The sequence below is a fragment of the Streptomyces sp. NPDC046862 genome, assembly GCF_040704615.1.
Taxonomy (GTDB): domain Bacteria; phylum Actinomycetota; class Actinomycetes; order Streptomycetales; family Streptomycetaceae; genus Streptomyces.
Genome location: NZ_JBEYXP010000029.1, coordinates 43,694 through 67,953, shown reverse-complemented (window position 1 = coordinate 67,953; position 24,260 = coordinate 43,694). Strand labels below are relative to the sequence as shown.

Annotated in this window: 27 protein-coding genes; 14 read left to right on the top strand and 13 right to left on the bottom strand. The window is 71.1% G+C overall.

From position 1 onward, the window contains the following. Window positions 1-478 precede the first annotated feature (478 nt). The 3 genes from AB0959_RS29280 to AB0959_RS29270 form a co-directional block, all read right to left on the bottom strand. Window positions 479-1,315 carry an undecaprenyl-diphosphate phosphatase gene (locus AB0959_RS29280; protein WP_366829613.1) on the bottom strand — a complete coding sequence of 279 codons (837 nt, stop codon included), beginning with the start codon at window positions 1,313-1,315 and terminating at the stop codon, window positions 479-481. A gap of 87 nt (window positions 1,316-1,402) precedes the next feature. Next, complete coding sequence (locus AB0959_RS29275) at window positions 1,403-2,620, bottom strand: glycosyltransferase family 4 protein (RefSeq protein WP_366829612.1); 1,218 nt, start codon at window positions 2,618-2,620, stop codon at window positions 1,403-1,405. Continuing rightward, the gene (locus tag AB0959_RS29270; RefSeq protein ID WP_366829611.1) at window positions 2,617-3,267 is read right to left on the bottom strand and encodes a DedA family protein; all 651 of its coding nucleotides are present in this window, start codon (window positions 3,265-3,267) and stop codon (window positions 2,617-2,619) included. The genes AB0959_RS29275 and AB0959_RS29270 overlap by 4 nt, the downstream gene beginning before the upstream one ends. Window positions 3,268-3,408: 141 nt before the next feature. Between AB0959_RS29270 and AB0959_RS29265 the strand changes: the two genes are divergently transcribed. The 3 genes from AB0959_RS29265 (at window position 3,409) to AB0959_RS29255 (ending at window position 5,792) form a co-directional block, all read left to right on the top strand. Beyond that, on the top strand, window positions 3,409-3,786 hold the full coding sequence (locus AB0959_RS29265) for a BlaI/MecI/CopY family transcriptional regulator (protein WP_366829609.1): 378 nt from the start codon (window positions 3,409-3,411) through the stop codon (window positions 3,784-3,786). Between the two features lie 15 nt (window positions 3,787-3,801). Next, complete coding sequence (locus AB0959_RS29260; protein ID WP_366829608.1) at window positions 3,802-4,743, top strand: M56 family metallopeptidase; 942 nt, start codon at window positions 3,802-3,804, stop codon at window positions 4,741-4,743. Between the two features lie 248 nt (window positions 4,744-4,991). Beyond that, window positions 4,992-5,792, top strand: a complete 801-nt coding sequence (locus tag AB0959_RS29255; RefSeq protein WP_366829607.1) for a DUF2127 domain-containing protein — start codon at window positions 4,992-4,994, stop codon at window positions 5,790-5,792. Window positions 5,793-5,802: 10 nt separating this feature from the next. Here the strand turns inward: AB0959_RS29255 and AB0959_RS29250 are convergent, their stop codons facing one another. Beyond that, the gene (locus AB0959_RS29250) at window positions 5,803-7,203 is read right to left on the bottom strand and encodes an ATP-binding protein (protein WP_366829606.1); all 1,401 of its coding nucleotides are present in this window, start codon (window positions 7,201-7,203) and stop codon (window positions 5,803-5,805) included. Beyond that, complete coding sequence (locus AB0959_RS29245) at window positions 7,200-7,871, bottom strand: response regulator transcription factor (RefSeq protein WP_366829605.1); 672 nt, start codon at window positions 7,869-7,871, stop codon at window positions 7,200-7,202. The genes AB0959_RS29250 and AB0959_RS29245 overlap by 4 nt, the downstream gene beginning before the upstream one ends. A gap of 220 nt (window positions 7,872-8,091) precedes the next feature. On the opposite strand from AB0959_RS29245, the gene AB0959_RS29240 reads away from it, so the two are divergent. The 4 genes from AB0959_RS29240 to AB0959_RS29225 are packed head-to-tail and all read left to right on the top strand — an operon-like array spanning window position 8,092 to window position 12,069. Further along, window positions 8,092-8,778 carry a DUF4956 domain-containing protein gene (locus AB0959_RS29240; RefSeq protein ID WP_366829604.1) on the top strand — a complete coding sequence of 229 codons (687 nt, stop codon included), beginning with the start codon at window positions 8,092-8,094 and terminating at the stop codon, window positions 8,776-8,778. Next, window positions 8,775-9,677 carry a VTC domain-containing protein gene (locus tag AB0959_RS29235; RefSeq protein WP_366829603.1) on the top strand — a complete coding sequence of 301 codons (903 nt, stop codon included), beginning with the start codon at window positions 8,775-8,777 and terminating at the stop codon, window positions 9,675-9,677. The genes AB0959_RS29240 and AB0959_RS29235 overlap by 4 nt, the downstream gene beginning before the upstream one ends. Beyond that, complete coding sequence (locus tag AB0959_RS29230) at window positions 9,674-10,576, top strand: phosphatase PAP2 family protein (protein WP_366829602.1); 903 nt, start codon at window positions 9,674-9,676, stop codon at window positions 10,574-10,576. The genes AB0959_RS29235 and AB0959_RS29230 overlap by 4 nt, the downstream gene beginning before the upstream one ends. A 5-nt stretch (window positions 10,577-10,581) precedes the next feature. After that, the gene (locus AB0959_RS29225) at window positions 10,582-12,069 is read left to right on the top strand and encodes a hypothetical protein (RefSeq protein WP_366829601.1); all 1,488 of its coding nucleotides are present in this window, start codon (window positions 10,582-10,584) and stop codon (window positions 12,067-12,069) included. Window positions 12,070-12,163: 94 nt separating this feature from the next. Here AB0959_RS29225 and AB0959_RS29220 read toward each other — a convergent pair whose 3' ends face one another. The 4 genes from AB0959_RS29220 to AB0959_RS29205 all read right to left on the bottom strand — a co-directional run bounded on the left by AB0959_RS29220 (window position 12,164) and on the right by AB0959_RS29205 (window position 15,872). Beyond that, window positions 12,164-12,895: a hypothetical protein gene (locus AB0959_RS29220; RefSeq protein ID WP_366829599.1), complete on the bottom strand. Its 732-nt coding sequence runs from the start codon at window positions 12,893-12,895 to the stop codon at window positions 12,164-12,166. Between the two features lie 26 nt (window positions 12,896-12,921). Then, on the bottom strand, window positions 12,922-13,533 hold the full coding sequence (locus tag AB0959_RS29215; protein ID WP_366829598.1) for a sigma factor: 612 nt from the start codon (window positions 13,531-13,533) through the stop codon (window positions 12,922-12,924). Between the two features lie 255 nt (window positions 13,534-13,788). After that, entirely contained in the window at window positions 13,789-14,982 is a 1,194-nt protein-coding gene (locus AB0959_RS29210) for a serine/threonine-protein kinase (RefSeq protein WP_366829597.1), read from the bottom strand. Window positions 14,983-15,353: 371 nt separating this feature from the next. After that, window positions 15,354-15,872 carry an ATP-binding protein gene (locus AB0959_RS29205; RefSeq protein ID WP_366829596.1) on the bottom strand — a complete coding sequence of 173 codons (519 nt, stop codon included), beginning with the start codon at window positions 15,870-15,872 and terminating at the stop codon, window positions 15,354-15,356. A gap of 155 nt (window positions 15,873-16,027) precedes the next feature. On the opposite strand from AB0959_RS29205, the gene AB0959_RS29200 reads away from it, so the two are divergent. Continuing rightward, window positions 16,028-16,210, top strand: coding sequence for a hypothetical protein (locus AB0959_RS29200; protein ID WP_366829595.1), 183 nt, complete (start codon window positions 16,028-16,030; stop codon window positions 16,208-16,210). 195 nt (window positions 16,211-16,405) lie between these two features. Here the strand turns inward: AB0959_RS29200 and AB0959_RS29195 are convergent, their stop codons facing one another. Then, entirely contained in the window at window positions 16,406-17,098 is a 693-nt protein-coding gene (locus AB0959_RS29195) for a GAF and ANTAR domain-containing protein (RefSeq protein ID WP_366829594.1), read from the bottom strand. Window positions 17,099-17,386: 288 nt separating this feature from the next. Here AB0959_RS29195 and AB0959_RS29190 point away from each other — a divergent pair, with 288 nt between their 5' ends. Beyond that, window positions 17,387-17,764: a hypothetical protein gene (locus AB0959_RS29190; protein WP_366829593.1), complete on the top strand. Its 378-nt coding sequence runs from the start codon at window positions 17,387-17,389 to the stop codon at window positions 17,762-17,764. Between the two features lie 139 nt (window positions 17,765-17,903). On the opposite strand, the gene AB0959_RS29185 is transcribed toward AB0959_RS29190, so the two are convergent. Then, a complete protein-coding gene (locus AB0959_RS29185) occupies window positions 17,904-18,833 on the bottom strand; it encodes a M56 family metallopeptidase (protein WP_366829592.1) in 930 nt (309 codons plus the stop codon). Continuing rightward, window positions 18,830-19,201, bottom strand: a complete 372-nt coding sequence (locus AB0959_RS29180; RefSeq protein WP_366829590.1) for a BlaI/MecI/CopY family transcriptional regulator — start codon at window positions 19,199-19,201, stop codon at window positions 18,830-18,832. The genes AB0959_RS29185 and AB0959_RS29180 overlap by 4 nt, the downstream gene beginning before the upstream one ends. Window positions 19,202-19,328: 127 nt before the next feature. Here AB0959_RS29180 and AB0959_RS29175 point away from each other — a divergent pair, with 127 nt between their 5' ends. The 5 genes from AB0959_RS29175 to AB0959_RS29155 are packed head-to-tail and all read left to right on the top strand — an operon-like array spanning window position 19,329 to window position 23,253. Further along, window positions 19,329-19,994, top strand: coding sequence for a DedA family protein (locus tag AB0959_RS29175; RefSeq protein WP_366829589.1), 666 nt, complete (start codon window positions 19,329-19,331; stop codon window positions 19,992-19,994). Further along, window positions 19,994-20,440: a hypothetical protein gene (locus AB0959_RS29170; protein ID WP_366829588.1), complete on the top strand. Its 447-nt coding sequence runs from the start codon at window positions 19,994-19,996 to the stop codon at window positions 20,438-20,440. The genes AB0959_RS29175 and AB0959_RS29170 overlap by 1 nt, the downstream gene beginning before the upstream one ends. Next, window positions 20,437-21,273: a phosphatase PAP2 family protein gene (locus AB0959_RS29165; protein ID WP_366829587.1), complete on the top strand. Its 837-nt coding sequence runs from the start codon at window positions 20,437-20,439 to the stop codon at window positions 21,271-21,273. Before AB0959_RS29170 ends, AB0959_RS29165 begins: the two co-directional genes overlap by 4 nt. Beyond that, entirely contained in the window at window positions 21,227-21,889 is a 663-nt protein-coding gene (locus tag AB0959_RS29160) for a response regulator transcription factor (protein ID WP_366829586.1), read from the top strand. The genes AB0959_RS29165 and AB0959_RS29160 overlap by 47 nt, the downstream gene beginning before the upstream one ends. After that, the gene (locus tag AB0959_RS29155) at window positions 21,886-23,253 is read left to right on the top strand and encodes a HAMP domain-containing sensor histidine kinase (protein WP_366829585.1); all 1,368 of its coding nucleotides are present in this window, start codon (window positions 21,886-21,888) and stop codon (window positions 23,251-23,253) included. The genes AB0959_RS29160 and AB0959_RS29155 overlap by 4 nt, the downstream gene beginning before the upstream one ends. A 34-nt stretch (window positions 23,254-23,287) precedes the next feature. Here the strand turns inward: AB0959_RS29155 and AB0959_RS29150 are convergent, their stop codons facing one another. Continuing rightward, window positions 23,288-24,079: a hypothetical protein gene (locus tag AB0959_RS29150; protein WP_366829584.1), complete on the bottom strand. Its 792-nt coding sequence runs from the start codon at window positions 24,077-24,079 to the stop codon at window positions 23,288-23,290. Between the last annotated feature and the right edge of the window lie 181 nt (window positions 24,080-24,260).

Sequence of the window (24,260 nt, the reverse complement as noted above, 5' to 3'; positions counted from 1 at the left end):
CCAGCGCCTCATCCTCGAGGCCGAACAGCTCTTCCGGCTCGCGCACCGACGGGATGACCGGACGGCATCTCTTCATCCGCGCGTCCGCCCGCATGCGGACCACCTCCAGTCTGTCGGCACCGGGCAGCATCAGGTCGATGACCGCGATGTCCGGGGGATCAGAAAGGCGGGGGCAAGTCGCTGTTCCCCTCGGGTAGGCAGCGCCCGCGGAGCAGTCAAACTCGCGGAAGTGCCGCTGCAGCAGGGCACTCACGTCCTGATCGTCCTCGATCACGACGTGAGTACGCGCGCGTACCGTCTTCGGGCGCGGCGGCCGCGATGCGGTACTGAGTGACCGCACCTGCCGCACCTGCCGCGAGGGGAACGACAAAGACCGCGTAGCCGTACGACAGGGCGGACGTGGTGACGCCGCCGACCAGCAGTGGGCCGCCCGCGTCATCGTGCCCTGTGTCGCCGTGGCAGAGAGCGGGCGGGCCGGTCAGGCGGTGACCGTGCCCGTGGCGAGCAGGCCGAACAGCAGGAGACCGACGGCGACGCGGTAGACGACGAAGGCGTTGAAGGAGTGCTTGGCGACGAACTTCAGCAGCCAGGCGATGGAGGCGTAGGCGACCACGAACGACACGGCGGTGCCCACCACGAGGGGGGCGGAGCCCACTCCGGCTCCGACGGCGTCCTTCAGCTCGTAGAGGCCGGCTCCGGTAAGGGCGGGGATGCCGAGGAAGAAGGAGAGGCGGGTGGCAGCCACGCGGTCCAGGTCGAGGATGAGGGCGGTGGACATGGTGGCGCCGGAGCGGGAGAAGCCGGGGAAGAGCAGTGCGAGGATCTGCGAGCTGCCGACCAGCATGGCGTCCTTGAAGGTCGTGTCGTCCTCGCCGCGCTTGTGGCGGCCCATCTGGTCGGCCGCCCACATCAGGCCGCTGCCGACGATGAGGGAGCCGGCGACCACCCACAGGGAGGCCAGCCGGCCCTCGATGAGCGGCTTGGCGGCCAGCCCGACGGCGACGATCGGGATCGTCGCCCAGATCACCCACCAGGCGAACCTGTAGTCGTGGTGATACCGCTCCTCCTTGTTGCGAAGCCCGCGGAACCAGGCGGAGACGATCCGCACGATGTCCTTGAAGAAGTACACCAGCACGGCGGCGATGGCGCCGACCTGGATCACGGCGGTGAAGCCGACCACGGAGGCGTCGTCGACGGGTATGTCCATCAGCCCCTCGGTGATCTTCAGATGGCCCGTGGAGGAGACGGGGAGGAACTCCGTGATGCCTTCGACGATGCCGAGGACGGCGGCCTGGCCGATGCTGATGGCGCTCATCTGGGTCCGTTTCTGTGGTGATTCAGGCGGACTCTGTCCGCGGATTGAACGGCGGGTGGCGGTGCGACAGCAGGAAGGCCACAGAGGTCAGCGGCGCAGGTGGCGCAGAGCGCGGCGCGCGCGGTTGCGCCAGTGGGCCTTGTGGCGATTCCAGGCCCGCGAGCGCCGGGAGGCAGCCAGATCGGTGAACAGTTTTTCGTAGACGCGGGCGACATGGAAGGGGTCGAAGCGGCGGGCAGCGGCGCGGGCGGCCTGGCCCATGCGGCGGCGGCCGGGCTCGTCGGCGATCAGGTCACACAGCGCGGCGGCCAGCGCCTGCCGGTCACCTTGGGGGACGAGCAGGCCGTCGACGCCGTCGTTGATGATCTCGGCAGGGCCGAGCGGGCAGTCGGTGGCGACCACCGGAGTGCCGCAGCGCATCGCCTCGACCAGGGTCATCCCGAAGGACTCGGCGTCGGAGGCCGAGGCGACGATCGACGCCCGTGCGAACTCGGCTTCGATCGCGGGCACGGCGCCCATCAGCGTGGCGTGGTCGTGCAGACCCTGCTTGTCGATCAGCTGCTGGATGCGCTCCTTGTCGGCGCCCGCGCCGTAGATGCGCAAGGACCAGTCGGGGTGCTTGGCGGCGACGTCGGTGAATGCCTCGATGAGCAGGTCGAACCGCTTGGCGCGCACCAGCCGTCCGGCCGCGGCGATGACGTTGGCGCGGCCGTCGGCGGGTGCCGGGCCGGGATCGGGCACGCTGTTGGAGACGGCCAGGACCCGCACCCCGGGCAGCCGCATCCTCGCCCGGTAGACGGCGGCGTCGGCCTGTGTGGTGGTGACCACGGCATCCAGGTCGCGGTAGTGGCGGGCGAGCTGGGTGCGCAGCTTCTTGGTGTGGGTGTCGTGGGTGAGGTGTTCCTGGGCGATGCGCAGTGCCCGGGGTGGGGCGAAGCGGGCCAGGTAGACGTTGATTCCCGGCCGGGTGCCGATGATCACGTCCGCGTCGCAGGCCCGCAGGTACTCCTGCGCCCGCTGGTCGGTGAGGCGGCTGTACTGCTTGTACCGCTTCTCGGCGGTGGGGAAGACCTTGGCCGGCTGGTGCAGCAGTGGGTCGGCCGCGTCCGCGCTGTTCTCCCGGATGTCGACCAGGGGGACGACCGTCACCCGCGGGTCGATGGCGAATCGCGGGTGGGCGCGGTGGCGCAGCATCGACACGATCGTCACCTCGTGCCGGTCGGCGAGGGCGGCGGCGAGGTTGAGCGTGGTACGGATCGTGCCGCCGATTCCGTACACGTTGTGGATCAGGAACGTGATCTTCACGCGGCGAACTCCCGGGACGGCTCCGAGCCGGCGTTCGCGCGGCAACGTGAACGCAGCACCTCAAGCACCGGCGGCAGCAGCGAGAGAGCGACGATCACGGCGACCACAGGCAGCAGGTAGTGATCGACGTTCGGGATGCTCGTGCCCAGCCCGTAGCCGCCGAGGACCAGGCCCACGGTCCACACCAGACCGCCGACGATCTGCCACAGGGCGAAAGCGCGGGCAGGCACCCCGACCATCCCGGCCAGCGGGTTGAGCACGGTCCGAACGACCGGGATGAACCGGGCGAGCACGATCGCCTTGCCCTGGCCGTAGCGGGCGAGCAGCTCCTCCGCGCGCCGCACACCGGCGCCCAGATGCCGACTACGGGTACGTGCCAGTACGGCCCGTCCGGCACGGCGGCCGATCAGATGGCCGGTCTGGGCCCCGAGCAGCGCCCCGGCCGCGGCGGCGAGAAGGACACCGGGCAGCGACAAGTGGACGCCGCCGCTCGCGCCGGTGGCGCACAGCAGACCGGCGGTGAACAGCAGCGAGTCGCCGGGCAGGAAGAAGCCGAACAGCAGCCCGGTCTCGGCGAACAGCACCAGGAAAACGCCCACCGTGCCGAACGCTGTCAGCAGTGAGGCGGCATCCAGCAGGTTGGGCACCGCGGGGTCCTTTCCGGCCGTGCACCGCCCGGGGCAGAGTTCTGCCCGGGTATGGGCGCATGGCACACTTGGCACACAGTGGCTTTTACACCGGTGTAGTCCTACACGAGTGTAGGTGATGAGGGAAGGGGCGCCAAACGCATGGGCACCCGCACGCCAGGACAGGGCCCCAAGCGGCCCAACGGGGCACGCGAGGCCGAGATCCTCGCACTGCTGCAGCAGGCCGACGGCGCGCTGACCCCCAGAGAGGTCACCGAACGCCTCGACGACGAGCTGGCGTACAACAGCGTGGTGACGATCCTCACCCGCATGCACGCCAAGCAGCTGCTCACCCGCACCCCGCGCGGCCGCGCCTACGCCTACGCTCCCGTGACGGACGACCCCGGCTTCGCCGCCCGGCGCATGAACTCGGTCCTGGAAGAGCGATCCGACCGCCAGGACGTCCTCGCCCGCTTCGCCGACGGACTGTCCCCCACCGACGCGGACCTGCTGCGCCAGCTGCTCGGCCCCGACCAGTAGGAAGAGGTGACCCGGATGCGCATCGCCGTCTACCTCCCCCTGCTGCTCTGCCTGATCGCCCCTCTGGGAGCACGCCCCCTGTCGGAGCGCTGCGAACCCCGCCTGGCGACCTGGCTGCTCACCGCCTCAGCCCTTGTGCTGGGCACAGCGACCACCATCTCCCTGGGCATGCTGGCAGTCACCGGACTGATCCGCATCCCTCAGCTGGCCGGCCTCGGCCACTGGTCGGCCCACCTCGCGCAGCACGACGACCCCGCCGAGCTGTCCGTGGCCCTGATCGCCGGCCTCCTGCTCGGTGGCGCCGTCGTCATGGCCGCCCGCACGGTCTGGCGCCGTGCCCGCACCCTGGCGGCCGCAGCCCTGGAAGCCGCCTGCCTGCCCTCCCAGGACGGTGTGGTCGTGGTCGAGGACGCCGCACCCGACGCGTTCGCGATCCCCGGCCTGCCCGGCCGCGTCGTTGTCTCCACCGGCATGCTGCAGACCCTGAACGCCACCGAGCACGACATCCTGCTCGCCCACGAGCGCGCCCACCTCACGGCCCACCACCACGTCTTCGTCGCCCTCGCCCAGCTCGGTGCCGCCGCCAACCCCCTGCTGCGCCCGCTGGCCACCGCCGTCACCTACACCGTCGAACGCTGGGCCGACGAGAACGCCGCCGCATCCACCGGCGACCGCACCCAGGTGGCCCGCACCGTTGGCAAAGCCGCCCTCGCCGCCCACGACGCCTCCACCCGCACCCGAATCCCGGGCGCCGCGCTCGGCATCCTCGGCCGCCGCACCCGGCTCACCGACGCCGGACCCGTGCCGCGCCGCGTCGCTGCCCTCCTCGCCCCACCCCTCGGCCGCCACCCGGCTCTCACGGCGGCCACCGCGGCCCTCCTCGCCGCCACGGCACTCTCCACCGCGGAGGCCGCCCACGATCTCCACCGCCTGCTGGAAACCGTCGGAGCCTGGTAAGTCAGCCGGCAGGCCCAGGTTCGGGCCGCGGCCGCAGTTGGGGTGGAGCGATGGCAACGCCGCCCTCAGCCGCGGGCCTCGATGCCCGCGCCTGGGGATGCGCGGTCAGTGTCGGCGCTGGCTTGATGAGTGGCTCCGGCCTCGACCGCCCCACCATGGGTAACCTCGCCACGCCGCAGCCGGCGCGGGTGTGGCGCTGCCAGCCGGCAGGTACTCGGCATGCGCGGGAGGAAACGGAGCCGCTGAGCATGAAGATCGACTGGGATCGGCGCACCTGCGCGCGCCGTGGGCACGTCACCTACGCACCCGCCGAGGCAGCACTGCGGGAGCGACTGCACGCGACCACCGCGGTCGGTGATGCCTGGCGCTGTCTGCGCTGCGGTGACTTCGCCATCGGCCCCGCGCATGGCTCGGGCCCGGCGGCCGAGGCGCCGCTGGTGCTTCGGGGCAGGGCTCTGCGTGATGTCGTCATCATGCGTGTGATCGCTGTGGAGCGAGGCGTACGCGGCCTGTTCGTCCTGCTGGCCGCCTACGCGGTGTGGCGGTTCAGCAACAGCAGGGCGGCCGAGCACCGGCTGTTCAACGAGAATCTCACGGTGTTCCGGCCGGTCGCGCGGCACTTCCACTACGACCTCGATCACTCCCCGGTGGTCGACAGCATCCGCAGGGTCTTCCAGTACCGGCACTCCACGCTCCTGGTCGTGGCGGCCGCGCTGCTGACCTACGCGCTCATCGAGCTCGTCGAGGGGGTGGGCCTGTGGATGCTCAAACGGTGGGCCGAGTACCTGGCGGTGGTGGCCACGGCCGCCTTCCTGCCACTGGAGATCTACGAGCTGACCGAGAAGATCAGCGGACTCAGGATCGCCACCTTCGTGTTCAACGTCCTGGTGGTGGTGTACATCGCGCTGTCCAAGCGGCTGTTCGGACTGCGCGGCGGCCGGGCGGCCTACGAGGCCGAGCGGCACAGCGCCTCCTTGCTGGAAGTGGAACTCGCTGCGGACACGGCCTCGGGGAACACTCATGGCCCAAAGGGCGGGAGCCCGCACTGACGGACGGCGGTCAGCAGGGCAGATCCAAGGTCACGGCTGGGCCGGTGGGCGTGTTGTCGGCGTGTGCCGTGCCGCCGTGGGCGGCGGCGACCGCCGCGGCGAAGGACAGTCCGAGGCCGGAGCCTTGGCTGGTGCGGCTGGCTTCGGCGCGGGTGAAGCGGTCGAACGCGCGGGGCAGGAACTCGGGCGGGAAGCCGGGCCCTTCGTCGGTGACGGTCAGCCGGAGCCTGCCCTCGTGGGCGGCGGCCGCGACGTGGACGGCCCCCTGGCCGTGGCGCAGGGCGTTGCTGATCAGGTTGCCGAGCGCGGGGCGGAGCCACCGCGTGTCCACGTCCACGGTGGCGGGCGTCACGTCGACGGTGAGGGAGCGGTCGGCGCGTTCCGCCGCGCGCAGATGTACGGAGACGGCGGTGTCGACCAGTTCGGCCAGGTCCACGGGAGCGCGGGTGAGGTGTTTGGTGCCGCCGAGTTCTTCCAGGTCCAGCAGGGCGTTGGACAGGTCGATGAGTCGCTGGACTTCGGCGTCGACGGAGCGGATGGTCTCGGTGAGTTCGTCGGCGGTGCGTGGGCGGTGGAGGGCGACGTCGAGTTCGGCGCGCAGGAGCGACAGGGGTGTGCGCAGTTCGTGGCTGGCGTCGGCGACGAAGCGGCGCTCGCGTTCGGCGGATGCTTCGAGGCGGTCGAGCATCTGGTTGAGGGTGTGGCCGAGCCGGGTGATCTCGTCGTCGCGGTCTTCGGGGACCGGGAGACGTACGCGGGGTGCGCCGTCGGCGAGGGCCGCGGCACGGTTGCGGTATCGCTCCACGGGATCGAGTGCCGCGCGGACGGTGCGGTATCCGACATAGCAGGCGGCGAGCAGGGTGAGGCCGGCGGCGATGGCGAGCTGGGCGAGCAACTCGCGCAGGGCCTCGTCCCGGTGGCCGCGGCGCAGGGCCGCGACGGCGATGACGGTGCGGTGGCGGGGCAGGCGGACCCGTTCCGCCGTCAGCCGCAGGGTGTGCGGGTCCAGCGGCAGCAGCCCGCCGATGTCCCGGTGGACGGTGGCTCCGTCGGCGGTGGCCCTGATCTCGGCCGGGGTGAGCAGTCGTTCGGTCCGCACGAGAGGACTGGCCTCGACGATGCGCCCGCGCGGGTCCAGGATCTGATAGGCGCTGCCGTCGGGACCACTCAGCGACCGGCCGGCGCGCAGATCGGTCACCAGGGCGTGACGGTATGTGGCCAGGTCCGCGTCGAGCTGCTGGTCGAGGGCGGTCTCGACGCGCCAGAACACCAGGGCGGCCGCCCCGGCGAGGACCAGGGACATGGCGGCGGCGACGGCGATGACCAGGCGCCGCACGATGGGCAGGCGGCCCAGCAGACGGGGCCCGCCGACACGACGGCTAGGTCCAGCGGGGACGGCGGCGGAGGTCACTGCCGGGTCTCCAGGCGATAGCCCGTGCCGCGCAGGGTGGTGATACTGCTCCGCCCGAAGGCTTTGTCGATCTTCGCGCGCAGCTTGGAGATGTGCACGTCTATCGCGTTGCTGCGGGGGTCGACCTCGCCGTCCCACACCTCGTCCAGCAGCCGCGCCCGGCTGACGACCCGCCCGGCGTTGTCCATCAGCACCTCCAGCACGGCGAATTCGCGCCGTGACAGTCCCAGTTCGGCTCCGGCGCGCCAGGCACGCTGCTGCTCGGGGTCGAGGACGAGGTCGCCGACCTCCAGGCGACCGCCGACGCCGGGCCTGCGGCGGGAGATGGCTCGCAGGCGGGCGTGCAGTTCCTCCATCGCGAAGGGCTTGACGAGGTAGTCGTCCGCTCCGGCATCCAGTCCGGCGACGCGCTCGCTGATCGCGCCGCGGGCGGTGAGCAGCACGATGGGTACGTCGTTGCCCTCCCGGCGCAGGGTGCGGCAGACCTCCACGCCGTTCATGCCGGGGATCATCACGTCCAGCACGACGGCGTCGACGCGCGGGTCACGGGCGGCCTCCAGCGCGCCGGGGCCGTCGTGACGGACTCCGGCGGTATGTCCTGACTCGCGCAGATAGCGGGCGATCAGTTCGGCCAGGCGTATCTCGTCCTCAATGACCAGGTAGTGCACGGCGGCAAGAGTAACCCCGCCGATCCGGCCGACAGCGGGCTCGGCGGAGCTGCACAGCCGACGGGTTCGGCGGAGCCCCCACAGGAGACGGCTCTCGGCAGTCTTCTCAAGCCTTCATGCTCCGTTCATGCGCTTGTCCTAGCGTCCGTCGCCATGAAGGTGGTAGGCGGCTCGCGCTGACGCGGCTCGCCCGCCCCATCGGGAACGGAGATCGACAACCATGAACCATGCCGCGATCATGCTCGCGGGCAAGGGCCTGGCCGAGCACCTGACTGCCGGGGATCTGGCGGCCCGCGTCGGCCTGGATGTGCTCGCCGTGCTGGTGCTGGTCGGCTGGCTGTACCGGCGACGCCGTCACATGCCCGAGATGCCGCTCACGCTCACCGCGCTGAACGTCGGACTGTTCGCCGCGATGACCGCGATCAGCGCCGGGAAGTTCCCGGCCGGCGTCGGATTCGGCCTCTTCGGCATCCTCTCACTGGTCCGGCTGCGCAGTGCCGCCTTCACCGTCAGGGACGTCGCCTACACCTTCATCGCGCTCGTCATCGCCCTGGTCAACGGGCTGCCGCAGCGTGAGACGTGGGTGATCGTCTTCCTCGACATACTCCTCCTGGCCACCGTCCTGGTTGTCGACGATCCGCGCTCCCACCAGCCCAGCCGCACCATGAAGATCACCCTCGACCGTGTGTACGGCAGCGCCGAGGACGTGCGGGCCGACGTGGCGGCCCGGGTCGGGGCGCAGCCGCTGTCCGTGGAGGTCGAGGAGATCGACTACGTGCGCGAGACCACCCGCGTCTGCGCCCGGTACGCCGTCGACGATGCGGTACAGGAGCACACCGCGGGCATTCCCCGGCAGCGGGACGGCGCGGACGATCTCTCGCCCATGTCCGACGGGACGCCGGTGTGAGGGCCGCGACGGGCGTGCTGACCACCACCGCCGGCGCATCCGCGGCCGGAGACACGACCATGGACATGCTCAGGTGGGCCGGATTCGCCGGTCAGCTGGGCCTTGCCGGACTGCGGGCAGCCTCGCTGGCCGAGGTGGATGCCGCGGCGTCACTGCAGCACCGGGTGGACCGCAAGTACCTGGTAACGGCCGAGGTGGCGGCCCGGCTGGTCGCCTCCCTGGCGCAGACCCACCACGTGCTGGAGATCCGCCGGCGCCGCACCACCGAGTACCGCAGCACCTACTTCGACACCGCCCGCCTGTCCGCCTGGCGCGCGCACGCCCAGGGGCGCCGCCGCCGGTGGAAGGTCCGCACCCGGCTCTATGCCGAGGACCGGCTGTGCCGGGTCGAGGTGAAGACCAAGGACGGCCGCGGCGCCACCGTCAAGCACGCGCTCAGCGTCGACGCCGACCTCTACGGTCGGCTCGACGGCCACGCCGCCGCGTACGTCGACGGCGTGCTCCGCGACAACGGGATCGCCGTCAGCGCCACGGAACTGATCCCGGCCGGAGAGATCACCTACGTCCGTGCCGCCCTCGCCGACCTCGACGCCGGCACCCGGGTCACCCTCGACGGGCTGCTCGCCACGCACCGGGAAGGCCGTACCGCGGCTCTCGACCCCTGCTACGTGCTGATCGAGACCAAGGGCGGCCCCCGCCCGTCCGGAGCCGACCGCCACCTGCTGCGCCTGGGCGCCCGCCCCGTCTCCCTCAGCAAGTACGTCGTCGGGCTGTCACTGCTCGTCCCCGGCTTGCCCGACAACGACGTCCGCCGCCTCGCCCGCACCCGCTTCCGGATCGCCGCCCGGCCCCAGGCGCCCCTCCCGCCCCACACGAGCGTAAGGAACACCGCCACATGAGCAGGCCCCGTCTGAACAAGCCTCGCCTGAACAAGCCCCGTCCGAAGTGGCAGTACTCGGTCATCGGTATCGCCGCCGCCGGTGCCGCGGTCTTCGGCCTGGTGCACACCTCATCCGCCGCCCCGACTGCCTCGTCAGCCTCGGCGAAGAAGAAGCCCGGCGCGACGCAGCGCATCAAGCAGAACCCGCCGCCGCAGCTGTTCACCGACGCCGCCGTCGCCGACGTATCCAAGCAGCTCGGCGCCCAGCAGAAGACCGCCGACGGCCTCTTCGCGCAGTGGAAGAAGGACCACGGGAGCACTCGCGACGATCGCGCGTTCACCGCGTGGGTGGAGAAGACCGTCCCGGCACCCCCGAGCAAGACCCGGCGCACTGCCGAACTCCACCAGGTGCAGGAACTGGCCAAGACCCGTACCGCCGAGGGCAAGCGCGCCGCGACCTGGCTGGAGCTCCACGGCAAGAAGGACATCTGGAAGCTGTACCTGCACGACCAGCGCGAACTCATCCCCCGCAACGAGGGCACGGCGGAGAAGGCCGAGCTGAAGACCGCGCTGAAGCTCTCCAAGAAGATCACGGAGCAGCTCGCGGCCCGCTACAAGCAACCCGCACCGTACGTTCTCGATCCCTCCCTGCGGCCCGAGAAGCACGTCAAGCCCGGCCAGCAGGGGCCCTTCTCCTATCCCTCCCGGCACGCCGCCAAGTCGGGCGCCGCCGCCACCTACCTCAGCGCGCTCGCCCCGCACCGCGCCGAGGAGTACCGGTGGATGGCGGCCCAGATCGCCTACTCCCGCGTCTACATGGCCGGCCACATGCCCAGCGACATCCTCGCCGGCGCGCTGGTCGGCGACCTCGTCGGCGACTACGTCCTGACCACCAACGGCCACACCCCGCCGAGGTAGCTGTCGTGGACACGGCCTGGCGAATCCGCCCACCGCAGCCGCAGGCCCGGCGACCACGAGTGGGGAAGGGCGGGCTCGCCTGCCTCGCAGCCGTCGCCGCCGCGTTCACCGTCGCCCAACTGCTGTTCGTCGCACTCCGCGTGGACCTTGGCTGGGACGAGACCGTGTACGTCAGCCAGGTCACCCCCCACATACCGGCCGCCTTCTTCAGCGCGCCCCGCGCCCGCGGGGTACCGGTACTCGTCGCGCCCCTGGCCGCGCTGACCTCCTCCACCCACGCACTGAGGGTCTACCTGGCGGTCCTGTCGGGCGTCGGACTTTTCCTTGCCCTGGCGGTCTGGCGCAAGCTGCTCCCGACCCCGGTGCCGGCCCTGGCCGGTGTGCTGTTCGCCGGTCTGTGGACCACCCAGCTCTACGGGCCCCAGGCCATGCCCAACCTCTGGGTTGCCTTCGGCGCACTGGCGGCCGTGGGCTGCTTCCTGCGGGCGGCGACCGACCGGGCGGATCGCAGGGCCCTCGCGGGGCTCGGGCTCGCCCTCGCCGTCGTCACCCTGTTCCGTCCCGCGGACGCGGCGTGGCTCGCTCTCCCCCTGGCTGCGGCCACCGTATGGGTCCGCCGGTGGCGGCGCTCCGCCCTGTTCGCCGTCATGGCCGCAGGACTGGCTCTGGGCGGCGCGCAGTGGGTGGTCGAGGCGTACACCAGCTACGGAGGCATCGCGGCACGGCTGCACCGGTCCAACGCCATCGAAGGCGGCATAGGCTGGCACCTCGCCGTCGACGACCAACTCCGCACCCTGGACGGCAGCGACGAGCTGTGCCGCCCCTGCGACGTCCCGTGGCGGCACCACGCCGACGCCATCTGGTGGTTCCTCCTGCCCGTACTCACCGCGGCAGGGCTGGCTGCCGCGACCCGTGCCCGCCGACTCACCACCGCGCTGTTTCCAGCACTGTGCGCGATCTGCGTCTCGGTGCCCTACCTGTTCCTCATCGACTACGCGGCACCCCGCTTCCTCCTCCCCGCCTACGCCCTCCTGTCCCTCCCCATCGCGGACTTCCTCACCCATCTCGTCACCGCCGCACGCCCTGCATGGCGGCCCGCCACCACCACGCTCGTCGCCGCACTCGTGGTGGTCCAGCTTCTCGGCCAGCACCTCGTACTCACCCGCGCCGTCCACATCGCCGCCGCCACAAACGCCGACTACGCCCGTATCGCCACCGACCTCCAGGCCCTCGGCGTACGACAGCCCTGCCTGATCACCGGGCGCCTGGCCACCCCCGTCGCCTACCACGCCCACTGCACCTCCGCCCAGACTCACGGCCACAACGCCGACACCACCCGCGGCCAGATCCTCAGCATCGCCCAGCGCGAACAAGTCGCCGTCCTCGTCCGCCCCCACCACCACCCACCCCACTACGCCCGCACCTGGACGCCCTACCCTCTGCGCGGCCTACGAGAGCACGCCGGATACCACGTGTACCTGCCGCCACATTGATGCTCCCGCACCTCCGTGCGCATGCGACAAACGTGGGCTCTGCGGAGCCGGAGGTGTGGCACTATCCGATGCTGCGCCGCAACTTCCGCCTTGCTCACCGGGATCGGTTGGAAGGCCCCTTCGACGGCTTGCTCTTGGTGCTCGGCTTGCCCTGGCCTTTGCCGGTCTTGTTCGCCTTCGGCGGCGACGCGTTGATCTTGTCTGCTGGGCCGATCATCTGAGCGCAGTAGGCCGCCACCTGCTGTTCACCGCCTGCGGCGTGGATGAGGCGTTGCCAGGCCGCGGCGCCCAGGGCGTGGCCTCGGTTCTTGACGCGCTCGTAGGCGCGGCAGTGCGCCTGGACGTTCCTGGCCGTGTCCGGGTGATTGGCGGGCGTGGTCGGTGTGGTGGGCCCGGCTGTAGAGGAACGCTGTTGGCCCGGGTACGCCGGTGGCTGGTGAGTGCTGGCGCTGGGGATGGGATCGGGAGTGTCGTGCTGCTGGGTGTCTGCTACGCGGATGGAGGCGAAGGCGATGCCGCCCAGCAGGGCGCTCGTCACGATGGCGACCGCGCCGGCGCGCACCCAGCGTTGCCTTGGGGTCTTTGGGCGCCAGTCGTCCCGGCGCCGGGTACGCAGGGCCCGTTCGCCCGCCGTGAGCGCGTCGCGGAACGCGGTGACGGCGGCTTGCTCCGCGGTGTCGTCCACGGGCTGCTGCCGCAGTGCCGCACCGACCTGTTCGGCCGTCCATTCCAGGACGGACGCGCCGTCGACGCCGGTCCCGTCCCTGGTCTGGTCATGTGCACCGGGACGCGGGGCGACGTCGCGCCTGCGGGCTGGGCCGCTCAACGGTTGCTCTCCGTTCCGATCGGTGCTCATCCCGTTTCTCTCAGCGTCCGCGCGACATCATGCGTCACATCGTTGGGGTTGAGCATGCGGGCCAGGTTGTTCACGCCGCGGCGGGTCAGTACCCGTATGACGGGGCGGGGCCTGCGCATCACCCGGGCAACGGCGGGCTCGTCCAGGCATACGGCGTGGTGGAGGAGGACGGCCTCGGCCTGGCTGAGGGGCAGCCGGGCGAGGAGGGCCTGGGCCGTCCCGGCCGACAGCGTCGCTGCGGGCGGAGCATGGGCGCCGTGGCACCCGGCCGTTGGTGCCGAGGAGTTTCCCGGCGAACGGGGCGAGGTGCCGTGATGCCGGAGATGACCGAGCACGTGGCGCCGGGCGATGCTTGCCGTCCAGCCGCGTAATCCGGGCCCGTCGCCGCGGAAGCCTGGCAGCTCGCGGGCGATTTCCCGCCAGACGGCGGCGGCGAGGTCATCGGCTCCGTCACCCACGATCCCGCGTATATAGCCGAGCAGACCCGGCTGGATGAGCCGGTACACCTGAGTGTAGGCGGCCTCGTCACCGTCCTGGGCGCGCGCGACGGCCGTGGTCAGCGCAGCGTCCTCGGCTGAGACGCGCTGGGCGTGTCCTCGTCGACCCAACGTCCGTCCCCCCGATGGCTGAAATGCAGTGCCCCGGGAGCGTACGACACGTCGCCTGGGCCTCCCAACTACTGGAGGGTCACTCCACATAACAGGCACAGACTGCGACCACGGGCCGCGCAGGAGAGCGAGTGGGATGGCGTGGGCGAATCGCCCGACTGGCGAACTCGGGCAAGGCGGCGCTTCTGTATGGCAGTTGCATCCCGCGTCAGGGCGGACTGCCGCCTGGTCCATCGGTGTCCGCTTCCCCGACTCTCAGTCTCTTCCGTGTTGGCCCTTCCCCTTCCTTTTCCTTCGCTGCTCATCAATCGACTTCTCCCCGCTGACGTCGCGGTCCTCACGTGGTTGAGATGCAGTGGAGGGTGACGGCGTCGCCGACGGTGCGCCGGACAGGGGTACCGCATCGGTCAGTGAGGGGCCTGTCGGAACGGGAGAGGACGGGGCGTCGTCACCGGAGTTGGACGAGGAGCCGAGAGCGGTCGCTGCCGCGCACAGCAATACTGCTGTGCCTCCCAGGAGGGCTTTCGATACGCCTCTGCGGCGACCGCGGGGCCGTGCGTGCGCTGCTTGGGTGCGTGCGGTGCGGGGCGCAGCCGTGGCGGCGGGTGGTTCGGGCGGTGGGGTGGTGCGGCGCGGGTGCTCTTCGTGCCGCAGCCCGGCGAGCGAGGCGGCTGCCTGCCTGGCGGTGGGCCGGTGCGCGGGGTCCTTGGCCAGCAGATGCAGGAGGAACTCGGCCAGCGGACCGGGTATGTCGGGGCGCAGCCGGGTCGGGGGCACCGGGGTGGCATCGACGTGTTGCTGCACGACGGCATGCATGGTCGCAGCCTGGAACGGCGGTCTGCCGGTGAGCAGTTCGTACAGCACACAACCCAGCGAGTAGACGTCGGAGGCGGGTTGCGCGGGCCGCCCCAGGGCGCGTTCGGGGGCGAGGTAGTCGGCGGTTCCGACGATCTTGCCGGTGGCTGTGAGGGTGCTGGAGTGGTCGTCTGCGAACCGGGCGATGCCGAAGTCGGTGATCTTCGCGGTGCCGTCGGCGGTGAGCATCACGTTGGCGGGTTTGATGTCCCGGTGGATGACGCCCTGGTCGTGCGCGGCGGACAGGCCCGCCGCCATCTGCGCGGCGATACCCGCCGCCTCGTGCGGAGGCAGCGGAGCCCGCTCGGTGTGTTCCTGGCGAAGGGTCCAGCCGTCGATGAGTTCCATGACCAGGTAGGGCCGGCCGTGATCGGAGCTGAAGTCGTACACACTCACCACGTGCGGGTGGTTGAGGCAGCCCGCGGTCTGCGCCTCCAGACGGAACCGCTCGGCGTCCGTCTCGTCGTACGCGCGCAGGAGTTTCACCGCCACCGCGCGATCGAGGGCCTGGTCCGTGGCCCGCCACACCTCGCCCATCGAGCCGCGAGCCAGCGGCTGGTCCAAGTGGTACCGATCCGCCAGAAGCACTCGCACCCTCACCTTCTTCCCCGGACAGCAGCACGCACCATGGTGCCCAATTTCCCTTACTGAGGGATGAGTTGCGGTGCTTTGAGCGATGAGCCTAGCGAATCAGCCGAGAGATGCGGAGCGCCGGTGTCCCACGGGGCGGGCAGACGACCGGGGCGCACTGCCCGCCCTCAGCGCGCATGGTCGCCCAATCGGGGGGAACGAGTGACCACGACAGCAGCCTGTTGGACGGTCCACCGGTTACAGCGCACCGGGCGCCGCAGACGTCACACACGCGAGACGATGCGCAGCAGAACCGGCATGCGGACCTGCGCCACAGGCGGGTCGGGCCGTGGGGCTCGCAGTCCGGCCTCGGACGACCAAGCAGGAGCGCGGGCTCATGGTGTCCGCTTGGGCGCGGCCGGAGCGGGCAGGACCGTTGTGTTCCGCGGGGTGGCGCCGGGGTGCGGTATCAGGCGCAGGTGGGCGCTGATCTGCTTTCCCGTGCCGTGGGGTGCGACGACGACTCTGTCGCTGACCACGCGTACGAGGTGCAGTCCGTGGCCGCCGACACGGTGCCGGTCGCTCCTCCTGACCACTGGTTTCTCGGGAGAGGTGTCCCACACGGTGATCGTCAGAGCGACGCTGGAGAGCCGCAGGGTCAGCCCGCAGGGGCCGGGAGCGTGCCGGAGGGCGTTCGTGACCAGTTCGCTGACGACGAGTTCGGCATCCATGTGGACAGGTGTGGGCACGGGGGTGCGGGCGGTGCGGCGGGCGTGGGCGAGGAAGGCGTGCAGCGCCCGACGCGCGTCCACAGCGCGGGCCGTGTCATCGGCCCAGACCGTGCTGTAACACAGCGTGGCGTGCTCGCCCTGGCCCTGCTGATCTGCCGCCGGCTTCCGGAGCGGGATGACCATGAGCACTCTTTCGTTGTATGCCCCGCTCTTCGGCGGCCTTGGCCATGCGTGCACCCGGGCTGCAACTGCACACACCGCCGGTGAGCTCCCACGCCCGCCATCCGGGGGTACCACGCTGCGCACAGCCGCAGCCGCGCAGCCCGCACACTGGTTGTGTGGAGCAGTGCGTAGGGATGGTGGAGGCGGGCGAGGCGGCTCACCCGACGGCGGCCGGGCTGAGCAAGGCGCTGGAGACCGTCGCGATCAGTGGGTGCTCCATGCGCCTGACGGGCTTCCGCCGGGTCGGCGTAGGTAGTTGTCGTGGCGACCGGGTGGGCGTGGTGGTTGTGCGGGTGTGACACTTGCGGCGCCCGGTGCGCAGTAACGGGTGAGCGGTGACTACGCCTCGCAAGGCCCGCTTCCCCCCCGTGAGCGGGTCGTTGCCTGCGGGGGCGGGCAGGTGGTCCCCCGTCGCCTGCCTGCCCCGTCCCCTTACCCGTCAACGCCCGGAAGCACCCTGAGGTATCACGTCGGAGCGGCGCGCGAGCTTGTGATCAAGCCAGGTCGGTGGGCTTGTCCCGGACTCGCTGGGCGACGTCGCGCAGCTTGATGTTGTGGTGCTGGGAGATGCGGCGCAGCACGTTGAAGGCGTCGTCCTCGCTCAGCCGGTGGCGTTCCATGAGGATGCCCATGGCCTCGCCGATGGCGTGCCGGGTCTGCAGGGCGTGTTCGAGCTGGTCGATGGTGCGGGCGTCGGCCAGGGCGACGGCGGCATGGGAGGCGAGCAGCCAGCCGGCGGTCTCGATGTCCTTGTCGAAGGCTCCGGGACGGCGTGCGTACAGGTTCAGCGCGCCGAAGTCGTCTTTGTCGGTGTAGAGCAGGACGCCGGTCATACTGCCCACGCCGATCTCGCGGGCCTGGGCGGCGTACCGCTGCCAGGTGGGCTGGGGGAGGGCCATGTCCGCGATCCGGTAGATGCGCTCGCCGTCCTTCCGGCGGGCAAGATCGAAGCAGGGGCCCTCGCCCAGTTCGCCCTGCAGGCGGTCGGCTTGATGGACGATGTCCCCGCAGGCGGCGAGGGTGACCGCGCGGCCCTTGCGCACCGCCAGGATCCCGGCCGCGTCACAGCCGTCCACCAGCTTCACCGCCGCGGCCGCGATCTCGTCCAGCGTCGCCTGGACCGAGTCCTGGGCCAGCAGGTCCCGTGCCAGCAAGGCCATCTGCTCGGCGTACTCCTGCCAGTCCACGACACCCACCCGCCTCGATCACCGTTGTGGCCACCGTACCCGCTTGCCTTTCCCTGCCCTGTCCGCCGCAGCTGCTTCCGAACTGCGGGTCATCGGCCTATGTGCCTCCCCGATCGCTCATTTCGGTATGTGACCGAATAGGCGGCCATATTGAGGCCGACACGGATGAAGGGAGTAACACGGTGGCACCTGCCGGACGCAGCAGTAGGCAGAAATAAGTCACGCCCGCGGCTGAATCCCAGCGCCTGGTGTGACCTGGCCGACAGAAGCATTCAGATCGGATTTCCCGTGCACAACACCGACCCGTCTTCCGGACACCAGGGCTACAACCAGTCCCCCCACCAGGGCTACGCCCAGCCCTCAGGGCCCGACCGCTCCGCACGCAACCAAGACGCTGCCAGGCGGGCAGCCCTCGCGGTGTGCACGATCGCCGACGTGGCGGCCGGCTTCCTGGGACTGTGGATCGTGCTCTACCTGCTCGACGCCAACCAAGCGAACGTATTCGTCGAATTCGTGCGCGGAACGGCTGACTGGCTCTCGGGCTGGGCGCAGGACATTTTCACCATGGACACAGAGGGGCTACGTGTTGCCCTCAATTATGGCCTCCCCGCTGTTATGTATTTGCTGATCGGTCACGGAATCGCTGCCCGGCTCAACCGGGCCTGACGTACGACTTCACACGCCAACCGTTCGGCGTCCGCTGCCCACTTCATCGCTCGGTTTCCCGGATCCTTCTGTTGATCAACAAAGGGCATCCGGGCCACCGGTCATGGCGCTGTGCGGCCGGCCACCAGGGCCGACCAGGTCATGGGCCCTGCTCGCCCTGGGCGATCTCGACCTCGTGATGGAAGTCGACCACGCCGGTCGTTCCGGCGGCGACGGACAGGACCGTAGAGGCTACGAGGAGGCAGGCAGTCCACCATGCGGTGCGCGGGCGGCCCCCTGCGGGAGCGAGGAGGGCCGCGACGCGTTGCGGAACCGGCCCGGTCGTAGCCGCGGGCGCGAAGTCCGGTCGGGTTGACGGGGAGGCGTGGCCGGCGAGGGCGGCGCGGGCGATGGCCGTGGCGATCAGACGTCGGTCGCCTGTGACCTCGGCGGCGCTCTCGTCGGCGGCTCGCTCGGCGGCAAGCCGGATGGTGTCGCGTGTGGTGCGCAGGGCGGGGTGGCAGTGGGCGGCGAGTTCGGCCGCGGCCAGGAAGTAGTGGTGGCCGGCCTGGTTGTGGGCGCGTTCGTGGGCGAACAGTGCCTCTCGTTCGGAGGGTCCCAGGCTGCGCAGCATGGCGGTGGTCACGACGATGCGGTGGGGCCGCCCCGGCAGGGCGTACGCGTCCGCGTAAGGCGAGTCGACGACGCACAGGTCACCGGCGGCGGGACGGCGGTCGGCCTGTGTGCGGGCGGTACGGAAGGCACGGATCTGCCGCAAGGCCGAGCGTACGAGCGTCCAGGCGCCGAGGGTGAGCACTCCGGTGGCTGCCGCCGCCGCGGGGAGGACGAGGCGGTCCGACGGGGTCCGCAGGGGGTGGACGAGTTCGCCGAGGGAGGCGAAGGCGGGAAGCTTGAGCAGACCGGTCAGGACCAGGGCCCCGAGGGCGGCGACGCAGACTCCCGCCAGCGCGAGGACCGAGGCGGTGAGGACCCACAGCGCGGTGGCGGGGGCCAGGCGGCCGAGGATGCGGCGGGCCAGTGTCGGCGCGAGGAAGGGCAGGATCACCGGCACGAGCAGCAGAGCGATCATCGCCCGTCACCGTCCAGGAGCCGGCGCAGGTGCTGCTCGTCGCCGGGGCTGAGCTGGGCGACGAAGCGGGCCAGGACCGTCTCCCGGTCGGCGTCCCGGTCGAGTTCGGTGTGCATGCGCCGGGCGGTCAGTCCCGGCGCGTCCTGGACGGGGAAGTAGGTGTAGCCGCGCCCTTGCCGCTCACGGTCGACGACGCCCTTCTCGTGCAGACGGGTCAGTATGGTCGTCACCGTCGTTCGGGCAAGGCCGGAGCCGAGTTCGGTCTGCACCCGTCCGGGCGTGAGCGGGGTGTCCGCGGCCCACAGCGCGGCCATGACGGCGGCTTCGAGCTCGCCGGCCGGCCGCCTCTCGTCCCTCGCGTCGGTCATGGGAACGCTCCTCATTCCGCCATCGTCTACAGTGAAGTAGACCGTCTACAGGATTGTAGTCAGTCGTCGGGGCCGCCGTTCTCGGCGCGTCCGACGGCCAGGAAGAACGACGAAGGGGCCCTCGACGATGACCACAGCCATGCACCTATCGTCGCAGCTCGCCGTCAACGTGCTGGATGCCCGGTCGGTGCTGTCCGCCTTCGGCGTGCTGGGTGTGGGTGTGGTGCTGTTCGCCGAGACCGGGCTGTTGATCGGCTTCTTCCTCCCGGGTGATTCGCTGCTTTTCACAGCCGGTCTTCTGTGCACCGGCACCGCTGACCGCGGCCTGAAGCTCTCGCTCGCCCCACTCCTGGTCGCCGCGGCAGTGGGGGCGCTGGCGGGCTCGCAGTGCGGATACCTCTTGGGCCGCAGAGCCGGCGGCGCTCTGCTCGCTCGAAGCCGCTCGGCCCGCCTGCACGAGGGGGCGGGACGTGCTGAGGAGCTTCTTGAGCGCTACGGGTACGCGAAGGCGATCGTGCTGGCCCGCTTCGTCCCGGTGGTGCGCACGGTCCTGAACCCGATGGCGGGCACCCTGCGGGTGCCGGTGCGGACGTTCACCGTCTGGCAGGTGGCCGGCGGGCTGGTGTGGACCCTGGGGCTGACCATGGCGGGTTACGCGCTGGGCTCCTCGGCACCGAACGTGGACCGGTACCTGCTGCCGACGGTCGCGGTGATCGTGGCCCTGTCGCTGATTCCGCTCGCCTCCGAGGTGTACCGCTCGCGCCGGGCTGTCAAGACGAAGGAGACACCCTGATGATTCCCGCCCTCGACGGCTCGTCGGTCGACTTCTCGGCGTACATCGACGTGGTGAACCTCCCCGCGCCCGCTCCTGCCTGGCCGGCCGTCACGCTGTCGACCCGGTCGGCGCACGGGCTCGCCCTGTGCGCGGTACTCATGACCATCGGCTGGTGGCGCGCCCGGCGGCTGGACGCCACCCCCTCGGCGACGGCGCTCGCCCTGCTGTGCGTCTCCCGGTTCGTTTCCCGCCGGCTCGGCGCGGTCGCCGTCGTGGCCACCGGCGCGATGGCTGCCTCGCGGCTCCGGGGCGTCGCGCGCTACCCCCGTGACGTGGCGGCAAGAGCCGTGGTCGGTGTCCTGACCGCGCTGCTCGCCATACCGGCACCGCGCAGGCGTGCGGAGGGCATGGCCCTCCGGCTCGGGTCCACCCGCCTGCTTCCATTGTCGGCGGTGGCGTCATGAAGCGCGGTGACGTCGTCGAACTGGCCGGAAGCTGCGGCCTCGGTGCGTGGACGGCGTTCGGTCTGCTGACGGTGGTCGTGGTGGGCCGTGACGGCGCACCGCTGTTCACCGACCACGACCTTCTGACGTGGTCCGTCGGCCACCGGCCGGACGTGGCCGTGGCGTTCACCCGCGGGCTGACCGCCACCGGAACCGGCGTGATCGCGTTCGCGCTGGCCGCGCTGGCCGGAATCATCGCGGGACGCACCCTCCGGCAGCGCGCGCTGACCGTCACGCTCTGCCTGGCCTGCCTCGGGACGGGCCAGGCACTGCGGTACGCGGTCATGACGATGGTCGCCCGGCCGCGACCGCCCCGGGCGGCCTGGGACACGCATGCCTCCGGCTGGGCGTTCCCGTCCGGTCACGCCACCACGGCGGCCCTCACCGCGGGACTCCTCGCGATAGCGGTCTGCGTGCGCGGTCCGCGGGGCCGGACTCCGCTCGTCCTGGCCATCGGCGGCTGGGGCGTGCTGGTCGGGCTGACCCGCGTCCACCTCGGGGTGCACTGGTTCACCGATGTCGTCGGCGGCTGGCTGTTGGCCCTCGGCTGGCTGGGAGTGTGCCTGTGCGCCGTGGCCCACTGGCTGCCTGATCGATGGACCCCCGGTGCGACGGACACGAACACGAACCCGGGCATGGGCACGAACCCGGGCACGGGCATGGGCATGGGGATGGGCATGGACACGAACCCGGACTCGGACACGTCACGAGAACAGACGGGCACGGCACGAGAGCAGAGGGAGGGCCATGCGGCAGACGATCCTGGTCGTCGAGGACGATCACGCCCTGCGTGACGTGCTGATTCGCGGACTGCGCGACGAGGACTTCGACACCGTGCCCGCACGGGACGGCGCAACAGCCCTGCGACTGGCCACCGCCGGCATCTCCGCCGCCGTACTCGACATCGGGCTGCCCGACGCCGACGGGCGGGACGTGTGCCAGGCGATGCGCGCCAACGGGTTCCTCTCTCCCGTCATCTTCCTGACCGCCCATCACCGGCTGACCGACCGGCTGTCCGGGTTCTCGGCCGGCGGCGACGACTACCTGCCCAAGCCCTTCCATCTCGCCGAACTCGCGGCCCGCCTGCGGGCAGCCCTTAAACGGGCCGCGCCGCCGCCTGCCGCGACCGCAGGAGACCTGGTGCTCGACGCCGTCCAGCACCTGGTCAGTGTCCGAGGCGCCCCGGTCGACCTGACGCCGACCGAATTCCGCCTCCTGGCCGCTCTCATGGCCGCTTCCGGCGGAATCGTCCGGCGCCGCGACCTGGTCCGGGCAGCCTGGCCCGAAGGGGCCCACGTCCACGACAACACCCTCGACCAGTACCTGACGCGGCTGCGCCGCAAGCTGCGCGAGGCGGGCAGCGACCGGACGATCGGCACAGCCCGCGGCGTCGGGCACAGGCTGTCGTGAAGGACGTCCACCGGCCGCGGGCGGCCCTCCTCCACCGTCTGGCGCCGCGCACCCTGCGTGGCCGGCTCTCGCTTCTGGCCCTCACCACGGCCACGCTGCTGATGCTGGTCCTCACCGTCGCCTTCAACGCCGTGGCCGGCCACCGCCTCCAGCACCAGGCGGACGACGAACTGCGCACCCGCGCCGCGGCCGTCGCGACGACCGTCGACACCAGCGGCACGACGGTACGCGTGCTGGAGACCTCCCACGACGAAATCCTCGACACCAACGTGTGGATCTACGCCGGCCGACGGCTCCTGGAAGAGCCGCCGAACGCCGGCCCCCTGACTCGCGTCGCCGACGCACTCGCCCGGCGTGGCGGGCAGCGGTGCCTCACCACCGACGTCGAAGGCCCCCTCCGGCTGTGCTCCCAGCCGGTATCGGAAGGCGAGCGGCACGCCACAGTCGTCACGGCTCTCGACCTCTCGCCCTACCGGAGTTCGGCCGACACGCTGCTCCTGGGATCGCTCGCCCTGGACGTCGTCATGCTCGCCTGCACCTACGCCCTGACCCGGCTGGCCGTCGGCCGCGCGTTGCGCCCCGTCCGCACGATGACCGACCAGGCGACCCAGTGGAGCGCCGTCACCTCCGAAGAACGCTTCGGCAGCGAGCGGCACCCGGCCGAACTCGCCCGCCTGGGCACGTCGTTGGACGCCATACTGGACCGCATCCGCACCCTGCTGCGCCACGAGCGGCAGCTCACGGGGGAGCTGTCGCACGAACTGCGCACCCCCCTGAGCCGGATCATCGCCGAACTCGACTGGTGGGGGACCCACCCCCGCACGGCCGAGCAGACCCGCGCTTCCCACCACGTCATCGCGGACGCCGCCGAGTCGATGCGCACGATCTGCGACACCCTCCTCGAGGACGCCCGGGGCAACACGCTCACCGCGCCCGGCACCGCCGAGGTCCTGCCCACCTTGCGCCACCTCACCGAGGCCCTGGGCGCGCCCGGCCACGTGACGGTCGCCACCGACAGTCCACGTCTGGTGGCCGCGATCCCACCCGCCCTGCTCGAACGCATCGTCAGCCCGCTCCTCACCAACGCCTGCCGCTACGCCCACTCCACCGTCGCGATCCGCGCGTACCGCGCACCCGACGGCGTACGCGTCGAGGTCATCGACGACGGACCGGGCGTCCCGCCCCCGTTCGCAGTACGGTTGTTCGAGCCTGGTCGGCGTGCGGATCCCGACGACGGACACGCGGGTGCGGGCCTCGGGCTCCCGCTGGCGCGACGCCTCGCCCGCTCCGCGGGCGGTGAGGTGGCGTACGATCCCGGGCACACGCCGGGGGCACGGTTCGTGGTCGAACTGCCCGCCGGGTGACAGCGGGCCGGCCCCGCTCGGCGGTGCCTCCGCATCACGGCATGACGTCGTGCTGGACGTCCTTGCGAGAGGCGGCCAGGTAGCTCACGAAGCCGAGGATGGCCACCGTCCAGGACAGCGTGACCGGCCCCAGGCCCAGTGCCAGCCCGCCCCGTTCGTGACCGACGGCCATCCAGTCGGCGACGGAGGCACCGAGCGGACGGGTGATGACGTACGCCGCCCAGAACGCGGCCACCGCGTTCAGACTCCCCCAGCGGTGAGCGACGGCCGGAACGGCGATCGCGGCGGCGTACAGGACGGCGGAGCCCAGGTAGCCCAGACCGATCGTGGCGGTGAGATCCCCGGCGGCGGTACCCAGCGCGAACGTGGCCAGCACGGCGGCCCAGTAGAAGGTCTCGCGGCGCCGGGTGTGGATGCTGTGGATGGACAGGGTGCCCTCGCCGCGGTACCAGAGGACGAAGACGGCGGCCAGCGCGACCAGGAAGAACGGCGTCGAGAGCGTGTACGGCACACCGAGCCCGACGTGCAGGACATCGGCGGCCATCGTGCCGAACACGCTGACCATGACGATCGCCGTCCAGTAGATCCACGCCACGTACCGCCGGACGGCGAACTGCACCGCCAGGGCGGCCACCAGGGCGATCCCGCCGAGACCGACAGCGGGAACCGGGCCGAGCACATGGGCGAGATAGTCGGAGGCCGTCTCGCCCATACCGGTCGTCAGCACCTTGATGATCCAGAAGTAGACGGTCACCTCCGGCACCTTGCTCGCCGCGTGTCGTGCGTGGCGCGGACGCCGGTCGTGCGTGAGGTGATCTGTCGTCATGGCAGGCACGATGGCACGGCGCCCGGCGGTCGCCCCAGACCCCTTTGCCAGAGTTTTGGCGCTTCTGGTGCCCGAGTTGCCCAAGACTCGTCCGGACCTGAACGCAACCTGAACGCCGAGGTCCGCGGACTGTACAGCGGCGTACGGCCGGTGGTAGCGGCACTCTCCCCGCCGCTTCGTA